Raw genomic sequence first — 14,711 nt, 5'->3', positions numbered from 1 at the left:
CTGGTTAATCTCCGGTAACCCTCACCTTGAAATCGTCAAAATCGATGGACGCGTTCGCATAACCGTCGACGCCGAACAGCTGTCCTGTCAGTGAGCTGCCGCCGGTATGGCGGAAGGCGAAATCTGTAGCAACCGGAACAGATTCATTGTTAATATAGACGCTGTACGTCTTGGCATCCCAGTTCGCGACCATTTTGATGGCGTACCATGTGCCCAGCGAGAAGTCTCTCACCTTGACCTTGTTGGAACCGCCATTTTGCACAAGGATTTTACCGGAATCGAACGCTGTAACCATCGAATAGTTGCTTGTACCGCTATCATTTCTTACCATGGCGCCGTTGGCATACTGGAAGTTGCTGTTTAACCGGACGCGGTACTCTATGACAATGCGCTGATTCCCCGCAGCACTAACCTCCCCAAGATAAGGCAGGAACAGGTTGGCTTTGCCTGATACCGCGGTCGTGGTCAGCCGCAGAAATTTGTTGCCGGCTTCTTCCTGGACTAAAGCCGTAGCGCCATTCGTCAAATCCTGCGTAGTAATGCCGTAAGGATATTTGCCTGCTGTATCGCCGGAGAAATCCCGGTATGCCTTATAGGTTATACCGTTCTGTGTCGTATTCAGCGAATTCAGCAGGGCGGCTTCCGCTTCAGCCAGCGCATTCAGTTCTGCATTGAACTGCGCCTGGGTCAGCTCTGCATTACCGGCCAGCCCCTCTGCATGATCCACGGCGGCAACGAAGTCAGCATACTTGGCTGCACTATAATTGCCTGCCCCGCTTCCAAGCGGGTAGGAGTTATTAGCCAGCTTGCTGCGGAGCTGATTCACGATCTCATCCAGTCCATAACCCGGCACAACCTCTACAGAAATCGTGGAAGAGAACTCCTGGCCGCCCATCTTGAGGGTCGCCGGTACCTGAACCGTGCCAATGGTACTGAAGTCCAGCCCTGCGAGCTCACCGCCGACAACCTCGGCCTGCATCGGCTGGTTATGATAGACAGCATTCACCACGCCCGGAGGCGCGGGAGACACTCCCGAAGGCGTCTTCAGTGTTGTAGTGACCTGAACGGCATTTGAAGCTGCAATAACCGTTACGCGGTAGGTGGCTTGCTTGCCCCCGTATGAGGCAGTAATTAGCGCCGTGCCCGGTTGAACAGCACTTACTGTATGGGTGGCCGGGTCGATGGCCGCTACTCCAGGATTGCTGATGGTGTACTGCGCACTCCCGGTTACATCCTGAACCTCATAATTGTTGTAATGGGCTGTTGCCCGCAGCGGGGAGTTGGTCTGTCCACTGTTCAGCACAGCCTCCGGTCCGGTGAGTGCCAAGGACTGTACCGTTCTGGGATCTGCCTTGACGTTAACTGCCACGGTAGCAGTCCGGCCGTTGTAGGCGGCAGTAATTGTTGCACTTCCTGCCCCGGCGGCTTTCACCTGATTCCCTGCTTGAATCATGGCTACGTTCGTATCGGACGAGCTCAGGACCACGCCTGCCGTGACAGCAGAATAAGTAGTGCCTGTTACTGTATAGAGGGGCAGGCTGCGGATCTCGTTAAGACCCAGCGTATATCCGGGAGTCCCGAACAGCAGCTCCGAGCTATTCAACCGGGATAGATCCAGGCTGTCGATGTCGGCCAGATTATTCCCCTTGGTGAAGCGGAGAACGTTGTCTCCCTGCTGAAGATAGATTTTCGCCGTGGAGGCTCCCCAGCGGTTCGCGCCGGAATAGACAATATTCATCGACGCTCCGGGCCCGCCGTTGACCGACAGGATATGGGAGGCATCCCCCGCATTCGCAGAGCCGTTGCTGTTGCGCACGGACATCACATAGAAGCCCGCTTCCGGCACGTTGACGTTGAACTGGGCATAGTCGTAAGCGTTAGCCAGATTGGTGATCTTCATCCCGCCGGAGGCGGAGCTTTCGCGCCGGACTGCCGGGGATGAAATGCCAGCCGGATCTTTTACAAGCAGAGCTTCTTCAGCTTGATAACGAATCCGGGCCGGCTCGCCTGATGGGATTGCTATCGGACTGTTCGGATTAACGGGTTCTCCCAGGTTCGGCGTGTTGTCTGCGTTCCAGGTGAACTTCTGTGCTCGGACATTGCGTGTCCAGCCTGAGCCAGGCCAGCGGGCGGAATGGTAGATGATCCAGTCCTCGCTGCCGTCCGGTGAGGTCACGATACTGTGATGGCCCGGGCCATAGACACCGTTCGCGCTGGAGAAGATCGGCTGATTACGCTTGGTCCAGGAAGCGGGATTCATCAGATCAGCGCTGGTGCTGGCGGTGATCAAGCCGAGACTATAGCTGTCTGTCCAGCTTCCGTTGGCGGAGTAGACCAGATTGATCTTGTTCCCCTTGATCGTAATCTGCGGGCCTTCATTGATCCGGCCGGGTGAGGTCTCCCAGTCATACTCCGGTGTGGACAGGAGCACGCGCTGCGAGCTGATCGTCCAGGGATTGCTCATTCTGGCGATATACAGATTCTGAAAGCTGCCATCGGTGTCCTCCCAGCCGGACCAGATGAAGTAGTGCTGGTCACCGATCGTCAGCACAGTGCCGTCAATCGCCCAGCGGTCCGTGGCATCGGTAATCTTGCCTTTGAAGGTCCAGCTTCCGGTCATCGGATCGGCACTGGCATTCTCCATCACATACATACGGTGGTTAGCATTGGTTCCGTTATCGGCTGCAACGTAGATATACCATTTGTACTGGCCGTCCGTATCTTTGAGATAATGCATCTCCGGCGCCCACACGTTGGAGCTGTACATGGTTCCCTTAACTGGCGACCAAGCCAGACTCCGCTCGCCTGCTTCAATACCGGTAATCGTCTTCGACCTGCGGACCATCACTCCACTGGCATTAACAAAGGTGTTGTAATAATAGCCGTCCGTGTGCTTGTATACCCAGGGATCGGCCCCGGTCTGCATGATGACATTGTAGAAATCCGTCACATTCGTTCCTCCTTGTGCAGCCACTACCGGCTCTGGTAGTGACGTCCCCGACTCTTCCGCCGCAGCTCTCCCTCCCCACTGAGGCAGCATGAGCAGGACCGCTAGGCTGAGCAGCAGAGCTTTGACGCTTGTTCTGGACCACTTCTGTTCTTTCCGGGCTGAATTAACCGCTTTCATTTTTTCATCTCCTTCTCGTTCGAATGATGACTCCGGCTAGCGTACTCATAATACCCTCCAGGACCGCTTAAAAAAATGGACTATCTTAAATTGTTTTTGTAACCGTTTTAGTAGAAAATAATTACAGTGCGGCGACGAGCCAGGTCAGTAACCAAACAATTGGATACTTGGCTAACAAATAATTGGATAAACGCAGCTTAATTTCTCGACATCTGGCGATTGCAGGGGAACAAGTGGAAAAAGAGCAACTGCTGCTCACGGATTCAGGCACTTTAAGTAAATAGCGCTTGAGTAAGTGTTGTTTATCCACCTGCTGCGCCAGGCAAGGCCGTATCTCCATCAGCAGGTGGACTAAATCCAACTGTTCCCCCTTCCCGCCTGAATCATCCTGAAGCCTGCCCTCCCCCATGCAGCCAAACAGGGCACCTCCCGATAAACGGAGGTACCCTGTCCAAACTCATATACTATTAACTCCTCCCGGCAGCTTCGGAATTTTCACGTTCACGGTTGTCCCATAGCCCAGCCGGCTGTCAACGGTAAGTCCGTAGCCTTCTCCGAACAGATGGCGGAGCCGGTTATGAATATTCAGCAGCCCGATGCCCTGTGCCGATTGCCCGGTCAGAGCCAGCTCCTTATGCTCCAGGCCAAGCTTGGCCTGAAGGGCGGCCAGCTCCTCCGGCTCCATTCCCCTGCCGGTATCCGTAATACAGAAGCACACATCTCCGCGCGCATCCAGGCTCCCGGTAATCTGAAGGCTTCCACCCTGATCCATCCGTTCCAGCCCATGATAGACCGAATTCTCCACAATGGGCTGGAGGATCATCTTAGGGGTTTGCAGCTCCAGCAAGCTCTCCTCCACATCGAGCGACAAGGAGAATTTATTCTCGTAGCGGATCAGGATGATCTTCATGTAAGCTTGTATGCAGTCTACCTCTTCACGGATCTGCACAAGATCATCCTTCTTGATGCTATAGCGGAAGATCTTGGACATGCAGTACGTAATTTGCGCAATCTCTCGGCTTCCGTACTCCAGTCCGATGCTGCTGATACAATTCAGCGTATTATACAGGAAGTGGGGATTAATCTGGCTCTGCAGGGCAGAGAACTCCGCCTGCTTCTGGCTCAGCTCGGATTCGTATAGTCTGGCCTGGGTATTGAACATCTCCCGCGTCATTTCGTCCATCTCGTCCATCATCCGGTTAATATCCTGGGCCAGCAGCCCCACCTCGTTGGTGAACCGGACTTTGATCCGGAAGCCTCTGTCCCGCCCTGCCACCTTCTTCATATCCATGACCAGTCCCATCAGGGGACGCATCAGATTGTGCATGAAGAAGCTGCCTGTAATAATCATACTCACAATAATACCAAGGCCCACCATAATGCTGACCTTCCGCATGGGAATCATGTCGGCCGTCAGTTCCTGCACCGGGATCATACTGACCACACGCCACCCGTCAGCCTGCTCCAGCCCCTTAACCTGAACGAGAACCTCCTTGCCGCCGATCGTTGCTTTTACCCCGTTAAGCAATTGGTTCTTGTCCATAGACAGCACATCTTTGATCACATTGCCCCGCGCATAGGAATTGGTGGAGGCAACCACCTCGTCCCGGGTATTCAGAATATACAAGGTGGAGTTCTGCGTTAATTCCGTATTCGCGACCAGTCCCTGCATTTTGTCCATATTGACCATCACCATGCAGTAACCCGTAATCTGTGAGAAATGGACGCCCCCGATCGACTCCACAATGGGAGCAATATAGAAGAACTGTTCCGTTCCTGTACGGTCATCCTTCAAAATGGCGGTGAACTTCCCCTTCTGCCGAAGCGCAGGATCGTTCTTGTACGGGCGGATAAAGGTCTCATACAGGTTAATATAAAAAATATCGCCGCTTGCAGAATCCTCGCTGGAGAGGCGTCTTCCCTGGAGGTCATTGATCATGATGCCCTTCACATAGGAATTGAAGGACCGCATATATTCCATCAGATCCAGTGCATAGGGAGCGCTGTCGAACGCCCTTTTGTAATCATCATCGGCTATGGTGAATTCCTGAATCAGCTTGCTGTTGACCGCAAAGCCAGTGCTGATCCGGATATCATTGAACACCGAATCAATCTTGCGGCGGGTCTGCTCAATCATCTTGTTGCTGTAGGTGACCGCCCGCTTCTGTGTCAGATTCGAGAAGCTGTAGAAGAAGTAGAACTCCATGACCATGAAGATCAGGATGGAGCACACGATGAACAGCCATAGCTGATGCTTCAATTTCACCTTGCCGGTCTTCATGGTCTGCGGCTCCGTTCGGCTTCCCTTTTTCTGAATTTGGCGGGCGTCATCCCGCAGTGCTTCTTGAACACCTTATTGAAATAATAGTAATCTACATACCCGGACTGGATGGCAATGCTCTCAATGGACAGGTCTGTCTGCTGCAAAAGCCCGCGGGCTTTCCTGATCCTCAGCTCAGCCACGTATTCAGAGAAGGTTTTGCCCAGATTCTTCTTGAACAATTGACAGCAATACACCTGATTGATGAAAAATTGGACCGACAGCTCCTTCAGATACAGCTTCTGCTCATAATTCCGGTCGATATAGGCGACCATCCGGTTGAAGCAGGAGAGAATATCCCCTTCCTGCAAAGCACGGCTATTCCCTTGCCGGAGCACGGTAAGAACGTCATGCAGGAAGCTGCACAGCGACTCCAGATCCTCGAACCGCTCCTTCAGCTCGGCATAATTCAGGAACTCCAGCTCCATGTCTCTGAGTTCTTCCGAATAAGCGCTCGTCAGAAGTCCGACGGCCTGATTCCATAAGTAGACCACCTCAATCATTCCCAGCTCATGAAGCCTGAAGTATTCCTGCAAGCCCAAGATGTATGTCTCGATGCTGTCGTATTGATTGCCATGAACTATAGAGTGCAGCTCATCTATACAGGGCTTCACCAGAGGCAGCTTGGGATTATAGTGAACCGCGCCGGAAGCTTCATCCACGAATACCCGGGAGGCCGCCAGCTCGGCTTCCTTGATCAGCTTGCTGATCTGCTTAAGCCCGCTGCCGATACTGCTGATCCCCACCACAGGAAGCCCTGGACTGCCTGCGGCCGCAGGCCATTCATCCGTGATTCCTTCCAGCTCACTCTCCTGCTCTGTGATCAGAACCGCCAGCAGGGTGCTTGCTCCGTTCTCTACCTCCAGCACATGAACCGGCTGCCCGTCCAGCTTCAGCAATTCACTGAGCTTCGGCCGGTCTGCCTCATAATGGACAGCAAGCACCTGGCAGCAGCCTGCACTCATGCCGGCAGGAAGGCAACGCCTGATCTCATCTTCATCTGCCGAGGTAAGTGCATCCAATAGAAGATGATTGCGCGCCTCACTTCGCCGGGAGAAGTGCAGGGCGAGCTTCGCCAGGAACGTATCGGTCATATCCACATCCAGCGGCTTCAGGAAGTAATCCAAGGCCCCGTAGCGCAGCGCTTCCTGGGCGTATTCAAATTCCGCATACCCGCTTATAATGACGAATTCCGAGTCTATGCCCTGCGCTTTGGCCCGCTTCATCAGATCGAGCCCGGAAATCTCCGGCATCCGGATATCTGTGACCACCAGATCCGGCTCCTGCAAGGCGATGGCTTCCCACGCCTGATATGCACTTGTGAACTGTCCCGAGATTTCAAAGCCATACTGCTCCCAGTCAAAGGCATTGCTGATCCCTCTAATCGCCCACGACTCATCATCTACAATAATGACCTTGTACATGGATATCCTCCTGAGACTGTGGATTCTTCTGATGTGGTTACATAAAGGAAATGCGGATAAACCAGGCCAATGAACAGCCAGTGGTTTATCCGTATTTCAGGTGTTACTTCTTATTCGCCGTGACTTCCCTGTAGTTCTTCACATTCTCTTCCTGAACCGCTTTACCGCCGGCATCCATGTATTCTTTGACCAGCTTATCGTACAAGGCGTCGAATTCGGACTCCTTGGCCACGATCAACCGGTCAATCATCTGCTTGTTCATATCGCCCAGCGTCTTGCCGTATTTGATGTTGGATTCGTTCGGCACCCCGTAATAGAAGGATGAATAGCCGTCTGTTGTGTTAATTTTGTACGATTCCATAGCGAGCTCCTCATACTGCTTATCCCCGGAGGCCAGGGCTGCGGCATAGGTTTTGACGTTCTTTTCGGTGTCGCCCAGCTCAGCGCCGTTAACAATCATCGTATAATCCATGTTCAGATTACTCATTTGCATTTTCTCGCCGGTCTGTGCAATCCCTTGCGGGATGCCGTCTTTCAGAGTATGGTGAACGCCTTCTTCACCAAACTGCAGGAAGAACATCACCTCCGGGTCCGCCATCCAGTTCAGATATTTGACTGCCAGCTCCGCGTTTTTGCTGCTTTTGGGAATGAAGGAGAAGATTCCGTTCTCATTATATACCTCTTTGAGGTATTTGCCTTCGGCATTTTTGAAGGTATCCACCGGAACATAGTGGGCATCCGGCGAGTTTTGCTTCAGCGGAACACGGATTTTCTGGGTCATCGGATAATCCCAGTTGGCGGCATAGAAGCCGACCTTGCCGTTGGTGACATCGGCATCCGCCTGCTTGGTGGTTTTGTCCAGGGCAAAATCGGGGCTGATCAGCTTCTCATTATACAGCTTATTCAGCCATTTATACGCATCCTTGTTGCCCGGCTTCAGCCAGTTCGGCGTGGTGACGAATTCCTCCTCTGACATCTGGCCCCAGAAGGATTGAACGAGGTTGCCGAAGGTGTAGTTCATGCCGGCTGCCGCCGTTGCCCAGGGAATGACACCGTTCACATTGCCCGGGTTCTTGTCGCGGAAGGCCACCAGCGTATTGTATAACTCATCTCTATTGGTCGGAAGCGGCATCCCGAGCTTGTCGAGCCAATCCTTACGGATGAACATCCCGTTCCAGGCCAGCAGGGTGCGCTTGCCCGGGATGGATACCTGCTTGTCGTTATATTTGCCGTAAGCGAGAACGTTCTCCCCGAGATAAGCCTTTAATTGCTGGCCGTGGCTCTCCAGCAGCTCATCGAGCGTGTAGAGGCCGTCGCTTTTGGCAAAGCGGGTCACCAGTGTCCCGTCATAGGTGAACGAGATGTCCGGAGCCTGGCCCGCAGCCATTAATACGTTCAGCTTATCAACCTCCTGGGACCGGGGAACCGGTACATATTCAACAATGGCGTTATTCGGCTTGCCGAAATGCTCATTCACATATTTCGTCCAGAAATTATTATTCAGATCCGGCTGGCCCTGAACCCCTCTGTCGAACACCTCCACCGTCAGCTTTGCAGGAGGATCAGAAGGGGACTTTGCTGCATTAGACGACTCCGGCGCGGCTGTCTCTTTGCTCTCTTTATCATTGCCGCCGCAGCCCGCTGCAACGCCGGCCAGCAGCACGGTGCTGCACAGAACGGCCGATATTTTCTTGATTCCTGTCTTCACGGTATACCACCCTTTCATCTCTTATCATGATAGTAATCCAGATTATAGCTTCCTTGCCCAGGCAGCTTCAACTTCCGCCAGCCAAGCATCCCCCCTTCCCTGGAGTGTACCGCTTCAGCCCTTGATCGCGCCCGTCATTACACCGTCGACGAAATACTTCTGCAGCTTGGGATAGATCAGCAGAATCGGAATGGTGGTGAACATGACGCTTGCGGCTTTCAGCGACTCTGGCACGATGAACGAGCCTACACTGCCTTCGCCGCCCTGCTGGCTGTCGAGCTGCTGGTTGGCTGAGATGATCTGGTACAGCTTGAGCTGCATGGGATAGAGCTCTTTTTTGGTAATATAAAATAACGCATCCTGGAATCCGTTCCACCGGTCTACGGCATAGAAGAGACTTAAGGTGGCAATCGAAGGCAGCGAGAGGGGCAGGACAATCCGGAGAAGAATTCCCAGATCCGAGCACCCGTCGATGGACGCCGATTCCTCCAGACTCTCCGGAAGGGAGCTGAAGAAGGTTTTCAGGATAATCAGATTAAATACACTCATCGCGCCCGGCAGCACCAGACTCCATATCGTATCCATCATCCCCAGGTTCTTGATCAGGATATAGGAAGGAATCAGACCGCCGCTGAAATACATCGTGAAGACCAGAGCGGACAACAGGAAGTTTCTCCCCCACAGCCGCTTTTTCGTTAACGGGTACGCCGCACAGATCGTCAGGAACATACACACCACCGTGTAAAAAATCGTCAGGACAATACTATAGCCCAGCGTATACAGCATATCGGCATCGCTCAGAATCGTCTTATACGTCTCTACAGTGAAGTCTACCGGCCATAAGCTAACCTTTTGCGAGATAATCGCTTCGTTGGAGCTGAATGATAGCGCTATCATATATAAAAACGGGACAATGCAGGTGAACGACAAAGCCACTATAAAGACTATAATCGCAATATCTGCCACACTTGTTTTCCGGCCAATCCGCCCTGTTCGTATCGTACTTGCCGCTCTCACCATATCCCATCCTCACCCAATTTCTTCGCAATATAGTTGGCACCGATCAGCAGGGTCAGACCTACCACAGACTGGAATAGCCCGACGGCCGTTGCCTGGGAGAAGTCTCCCGAGCTGATGCCCACTCTGTACACGAAGGTGCTGATGACATCGGAGTATTCGCTGACCAGTGAATTACCCATTACAAACGGGCGGTCGAACCCGATCGATACCATTCGGCCAATCTGAAGAATCAGCAGAATGTTAATCGTAGATTTAATGCCCGGCAGTGTAATATGCCACATTTTGCGGAGTCTGCTGCAGCCGTCCATATCGGACGCTTCATACAGCTCCTTGTTGATGCCGGTAATCGCCGCGAGATAAATAATCGTCCCCCACCCGATGTTCTGCCATACCCCCACAGTAATATAGGTGACCAGCCAAGGGGTCTTCTGCGACAAGAATTCAATTTTTGACAGGCCCAGGCTATCCAGGAAAAGATTAACCATCCCGCTGTTGGAGAACATCAGATAGACAATCCCGCCGATAATTACCCAGGACATGAAGTGAGGCAGATAGAGAATCGTCTGCGTTAATTTCTTAAATCGGGCCATGCGGACCTCGTTAAGCAGAATCGCCAGGATAATCGGGGCCGGGAAGCCCGCCACCAGATCCAGCACATTCAGGACCAGCGTATTTTTGAGGGCACGGTAGAAGCTGTCCTGCTGAAAAATAAACCGGAACACATCAAGTCCGACCCATTCGCTTCCACTCGTCCCCTGAAAAATATTGTAATCCTGAAAGGCCATAATCAAGCCGTAAATCGGTGCATATTTAAAAATGGCAATGTACAGGAGTGGCAGCAGCAAAAGGATGTAGAGTAGGCCATCTCTCCTGATCCTGAGCCAAAAGGTGTGTCTTCGCGTGAGTCCGATTTGATCTTGCTGATTGTTTAAAACCGCTTTCATTTCTCCCATCCCTCCGGCTGTATTAAGGAGCTCTCTTGTTCTTCATTATAGCTACCCCGGGAGATAAGAAAATGTAATCGCTTAAATGAATTTGGTAATAACTTAAAAGACAGCCCCCGGAGGGACTGCCTTAAGCTTCATTTCATAATCAGATCGATTCTGCCGAACAACAGCTTCACCAGCTCGGTGGGACCCGGCAAGCCTGGTTGAAATAACAGAAGAATGGTAAGTCCCGCCGCAGCAAACGTAATGCCTGCAATCACCTTTCTGGCTTTCTTGTCCTTACTGCCCCGGAATTCAAAAATAATGATCCCGCAGGACAGCAGCAGAATACTTAGGATCATTGCCATTTTCATGCTTCCCACATCCTTGTATGGTTGCTGGAATTCAGGCGTACCCTCCGTCAGTTGGCCGATTGCTCCGGTATGCCTTGGGGTCCGGTTGATCTTCCGTTGCCAGTAATACTCGTCTTGACGGAGACCTCCACCTGCAGCTCGGGGTACATAGTCTCCCACTGTTCCTTCTTTGCCTTCCACTCTTGCGGGTAATGTTTGCGGAAGGAATCGGCGAATCTGTAAAAGTCGGTCTTCTGCTCCTTTTGGGACATATGGAGTGCCTGATCGGCAGCTTCCTTAAGCCGTTTCTCCCATGCCTTCTTCAGTGCCATCACCTTCGACGGATCAGTCAGATTGGCATCGGTTGTATTCAGAACGACCTCCCCACTCGCCACAATCCGGACCTTCATCATCCATTCCCCGTTGACGATGCTTGGCTTCAGCATGGTGGTGATTTGTTTAGACAGGATCGAGAAGGCCCCCTTCTCCCCTTCCAGAGTAACCGGCATGATAATATTATTAAGCTCATTAATCATGAGCAGTACTCCGAGGCTTACCGGTTCTTTTACAGTGAGGGAATAACGGCCGTGCTTATAGAGGCTTAACCCCTTGAGTGAGGGGGTTGTCGCATTCGGTCCATCGTTCGGTTCCGGGGGAGCAATCAGGATACGGGTTAGGATGGCCGAACCGCTGGCTCCCTGAATGGATTGGGATAATTCCAGCAGAGTCACACGCGTGCCCAGGTTCATATTCGCCATTTCCCGGAGAGATTCGGAGGAGCTGCGCTCCAGCGGGTCCAGCAGGGCAAGAATATCCTTGGCGGAATCCTTGCTGGAGAAGATATATGCATGTTCGCGGAACTGCGGATAACGGAGGAAGAAATCGACGAATTCACGCAGCCCCTGCTTCCCCGCCTCTTCACTGATCACAATCACCTCACATTGGCCCCAGAACATATGGCGGGCGACCTTCCGCTGCAGCCGGTTCAAGGCTTCCGCAATGTTCACTCCTTCAGCAGTGCGGGTCATGGTGACTCCGCTTGCGCTTTCGCCTGCCCCGCCGCTCTCCGAGCCGCCGCTTCCTTTACGCGGAATGAAGATCTGGGCCGTCAATTGTGCCTGGCCGTCTTTATAATCCACGCCGGTGGCGAGCACGATGGCCAGGTCATTGATCTCCGTCCGGTCCCAGCATCCGCTCAGCAGTATACTGCTCAGCAGCAGCATAATCATGACTCTGCAGCCCCGCATTGCCCTCCCTCCTTATCATCATCCCTTGCTCAGAAGCTTCAGCCCCTTCTTCAGCAGAGCCAGTCCATAGATTGCGGCGGGAAGCCCCACCAGGAACATCATTGTATATATGTTAGCCGAAGCGCTAATAAGCGCAGCCGCACCCGCAGCGCCCGTCACTACCCAGTAAGAGAACACCATGCTTACGAAGGCGAGCGGTATCACCAACGGTCTATAATCGTCCAGCCCGAACCATTCAGCGGCTGAGGTGGCGAAGATGTAGAGAAAGACAGAGATTTTGACAAAGATCCCGAAGATCCAGATCGCAATAATGAGCGCCTCAATATGCTGCAAGAAATCGGCAATCGTAATGTAACGTGCAGCAATCATCACCGGAAAAGCAAAGCTGTCCGTCAAATCGCCCATCAGCAGCAGGCAGAACAGATTGGTCACCGTCATCGCCAGTGTCGTTACGATAAGCGAAACGAGCATCGTCCGGCCCAGATGTTTCTTGCTGTTGATGTAGGGCAGCAGAAAGGCCAGCACAGTATATTCACTGAACCATGCCGCCGGAGCCACCGCGCCTTTGACGATAGGAACGAATCCGTTCTCCATGAACGGAAGCAGCTCGGCAGGCCGGAGTTCTCCGGTCAGGAGCACAAAGATCAGGCAGAGCATCACCACCAGGAGCGTAACGAACACCTGGGCGGTCCTGCTGACTACCTCTATGCCCTGCCTTACATTAATCGCGCAGACCGCAACCATCGTCCCCATAATGACAAGCAGCGGCGTCTTGGGAAGTGCATTATTCACAATGAACTCGCCGTATTCCAGAATAATCAGGCCGTTCAAATGGGGCAGAAAGAGCAGAAAACCCAGCCCGATCACTTTGCCCGGCAGCCACCCGGCGATTAGCAGACTGGACTGCATAATGGTCTTGCCGGGATAAAGCCGGTTCAGTCCAAGCGAGATCCCTATAACCGTTACTCCAATCAGCGAGCCCAGGATGGGCGATAACCACATATCATGTCCTGCATAATGCATGGTGATCCCGGGGACAGACAGGATAGCGGTGGCAAGAATCGAGGGGAAAACAAGGAAGGCCAGCTGGGTAACAGATATTTTCCCTTTGTCAGTCAACATAAGAATCCCTTTCTCTGGTGAAGTCCGGCTGCCATCATTTGCTCCGCGGCTGCGAGATCCACAATACATCCTTCAAGCCCTTGCTGAATGTCGGAGCTGCCGGTGACAGATAGGGCCTGCCGAACGAACGCAGACTGCTAAGATGAATGACCACCAGGATGATGCCGAGCATGACGCCGATCAGCCCCATCGTGCCTGCCAGAATCATCATGGGGAACCGCAGCAGACGGGTTGCGATACTGGCGGAATAACGCGGAACCATGAAGGAAGCAATGCCCGTGATAGCCACGATAATGATCATCGGTGCAGAGACAATTCCCGCAGTGGTGGCAGCCTGGCCTATGATTAGTGCGCCCACGATACTGACAGCGGAACCTATCTGCTTCGGCAGCCGGACGCCAGCCTCCCGCAGCGCCTCGAAGGCTATCTCCATAATGAGCGCTTCCACCAGGGCCGGAAAAGGGATCTCCTCTCTCGCCCGCGCGATACTCAGCAGCAGTACGGTAGGTATCATCTCCTGATGGAAGGTGGTGATGGCGACGTAAGCCGAGGGGAGCAGGAGCGACAGAGCATAGAAGATGTATCTGAGCCAGCGGACAAAAATACTCATGTAAATGTTCTCGTAGTAATCCTCCGGGGATTGCAGCATGGAGAACATATTGACCGGGGCAATCAGACTGAAGGGAGTCCCGTCAATCAAGAGCGCAAACCGGCCCTCCAGCAGATTGGAGACCACCACATCCGGGCGCTCCGTGGCAATCATCTGCGGAAACGGTGAAAAGGGCTGGTCAATGATGCCCTGCTCAATATACTGGCTCTCCAGCACATCCTTGATATTCAGGCGGCTTAGCCGTTTATTGACTTCAGTGACCAGTCCCGGCTGAATGATTCCTTCCACATAAGCGAGGGTGACCTTCGTATGGCTGTACTCTCCAATAGTGTTAGAGTGCAGCTTTAATGCTGGCGTTTTAAGCCGCATACGCAATAGAGACTGATTCGTAGCCAGAGCTTCCGTGAAGCCGTCACGGGCACCGCGGACAGTGGATTCAGCCGCCGGTTCTTCGGGAGTCCGGGTGGGCACCTTGTATAGAGGATAGCCCTTACCAGAAGCCTGGCCGTCCAGCAAAAGCACAGCTTCACCGTCCAGGATCGCTGTTACGGCTTGTTCTACGCTCTCAATTCGGTGAATCGAGGCGAGCGGAACCTCAGCAGACCCTTGCACAGCCGGTTCAACTGCAAGGCCGGTCTGCTCCAGAGGTGCCAGCAATTGCTGCTCCAGCCGCTCCGTATCACATAATCCTGTACAGTACACACAGAGCGCGGAAGTACGATGAATCGTCTGGAACGAATGGAACACCACATCCTCACAGCCCGCAAACACTCCGTGCAGCACCTGTTCATTCTCTGCCAGCTGCGGGGTCAGCTGAGTCTGCGGTTCTGCTTCCGATGTAGTATTCATCCGTA

The 14,711-nt window shown here is 53.0% G+C and carries 11 protein-coding genes; all 11 read right to left on the bottom strand.

The genetic code is table 11. The features are described from left to right. Nucleotides 1-4: 4 nt before the first annotated feature. Nucleotides 5-3,127, bottom strand: coding sequence for a family 43 glycosylhydrolase (locus MKY86_RS14635; RefSeq protein ID WP_076075416.1), 3,123 nt, complete (start codon nucleotides 3,125-3,127; stop codon nucleotides 5-7). Between the two features lie 121 nt (nucleotides 3,128-3,248). Beyond that, entirely contained in the window at nucleotides 3,249-3,488 is a 240-nt protein-coding gene (locus MKY86_RS14630; protein WP_143803559.1) for a hypothetical protein, read from the bottom strand. A gap of 96 nt (nucleotides 3,489-3,584) precedes the next feature. Beyond that, the gene (locus MKY86_RS14625; RefSeq protein WP_076075421.1) at nucleotides 3,585-5,408 is read right to left on the bottom strand and encodes a sensor histidine kinase; all 1,824 of its coding nucleotides are present in this window, start codon (nucleotides 5,406-5,408) and stop codon (nucleotides 3,585-3,587) included. Continuing rightward, nucleotides 5,405-6,871, bottom strand: coding sequence for a response regulator (locus MKY86_RS14620; RefSeq protein ID WP_076075424.1), 1,467 nt, complete (start codon nucleotides 6,869-6,871; stop codon nucleotides 5,405-5,407). Before MKY86_RS14620 ends, MKY86_RS14625 begins: the two co-directional genes overlap by 4 nt. 103 nt (nucleotides 6,872-6,974) lie before the next feature. Further along, complete coding sequence (locus tag MKY86_RS14615) at nucleotides 6,975-8,579, bottom strand: extracellular solute-binding protein (RefSeq protein WP_143803561.1); 1,605 nt, start codon at nucleotides 8,577-8,579, stop codon at nucleotides 6,975-6,977. Nucleotides 8,580-8,693: 114 nt separating this feature from the next. Then, nucleotides 8,694-9,599 carry a carbohydrate ABC transporter permease gene (locus MKY86_RS14610; RefSeq protein WP_051478146.1) on the bottom strand — a complete coding sequence of 302 codons (906 nt, stop codon included), beginning with the start codon at nucleotides 9,597-9,599 and terminating at the stop codon, nucleotides 8,694-8,696. Further along, entirely contained in the window at nucleotides 9,593-10,543 is a 951-nt protein-coding gene (locus tag MKY86_RS14605) for an ABC transporter permease subunit (protein WP_083684461.1), read from the bottom strand. Before MKY86_RS14605 ends, MKY86_RS14610 begins: the two co-directional genes overlap by 7 nt. 137 nt (nucleotides 10,544-10,680) lie before the next feature. Next, nucleotides 10,681-10,899 carry a hypothetical protein gene (locus tag MKY86_RS14600; protein WP_036727038.1) on the bottom strand — a complete coding sequence of 73 codons (219 nt, stop codon included), beginning with the start codon at nucleotides 10,897-10,899 and terminating at the stop codon, nucleotides 10,681-10,683. Between the two features lie 47 nt (nucleotides 10,900-10,946). Beyond that, complete coding sequence (locus tag MKY86_RS14595) at nucleotides 10,947-12,125, bottom strand: Ger(x)C family spore germination protein (protein WP_076075445.1); 1,179 nt, start codon at nucleotides 12,123-12,125, stop codon at nucleotides 10,947-10,949. An 18-nt stretch (nucleotides 12,126-12,143) separates the two neighbouring features. Next, entirely contained in the window at nucleotides 12,144-13,247 is a 1,104-nt protein-coding gene (locus MKY86_RS14590; RefSeq protein WP_340827088.1) for a GerAB/ArcD/ProY family transporter, read from the bottom strand. Between the two features lie 34 nt (nucleotides 13,248-13,281). Continuing rightward, nucleotides 13,282-14,706 (bottom strand): spore germination protein, encoded by a 1,425-nt coding sequence (locus MKY86_RS14585; RefSeq protein WP_076075448.1) that lies wholly within the window; start codon nucleotides 14,704-14,706, stop codon nucleotides 13,282-13,284. Nucleotides 14,707-14,711: the final 5 nt, after the last annotated feature.

This window comes from Paenibacillus sp. FSL R7-0333, assembly GCF_038000365.1.
Classification (GTDB): domain Bacteria; phylum Bacillota; class Bacilli; order Paenibacillales; family Paenibacillaceae; genus Paenibacillus_AQ; species Paenibacillus_AQ silagei.
The sequence above is the reverse complement of the archived record's forward strand: the minus strand, read 5'-3'. Positions and strand labels throughout refer to the sequence as shown.

Excerpts from the sequence above, each read along its gene's own strand:
- MKY86_RS14625 (WP_076075421.1), bottom strand. The coding sequence starts at position 5,408 with ATGAAGACCGGCAAGGTGAAATTGAAGCATCAGCTATGGCTGTTCATC.
- MKY86_RS14585 (WP_076075448.1), bottom strand. The coding sequence starts at position 14,706 with ATGAATACTACATCGGAAGCAGAACCGCAGACTCAGCTGACCCCGCAG.
- MKY86_RS14635 (WP_076075416.1), bottom strand. The coding sequence starts at position 3,127 with ATGAAAGCGGTTAATTCAGCCCGGAAAGAACAGAAGTGGTCCAGAACA.
- MKY86_RS14600 (WP_036727038.1), bottom strand. The coding sequence starts at position 10,899 with ATGAAAATGGCAATGATCCTAAGTATTCTGCTGCTGTCCTGCGGGATC.
- MKY86_RS14610 (WP_051478146.1), bottom strand. The coding sequence starts at position 9,599 with ATGGTGAGAGCGGCAAGTACGATACGAACAGGGCGGATTGGCCGGAAA.
- MKY86_RS14620 (WP_076075424.1), bottom strand. The coding sequence starts at position 6,871 with ATGTACAAGGTCATTATTGTAGATGATGAGTCGTGGGCGATTAGAGGG.
- MKY86_RS14605 (WP_083684461.1), bottom strand. The coding sequence starts at position 10,543 with ATGAAAGCGGTTTTAAACAATCAGCAAGATCAAATCGGACTCACGCGA.
- MKY86_RS14590 (WP_340827088.1), bottom strand. The coding sequence starts at position 13,247 with ATGTTGACTGACAAAGGGAAAATATCTGTTACCCAGCTGGCCTTCCTT.
- MKY86_RS14595 (WP_076075445.1), bottom strand. The coding sequence starts at position 12,125 with ATGCGGGGCTGCAGAGTCATGATTATGCTGCTGCTGAGCAGTATACTG.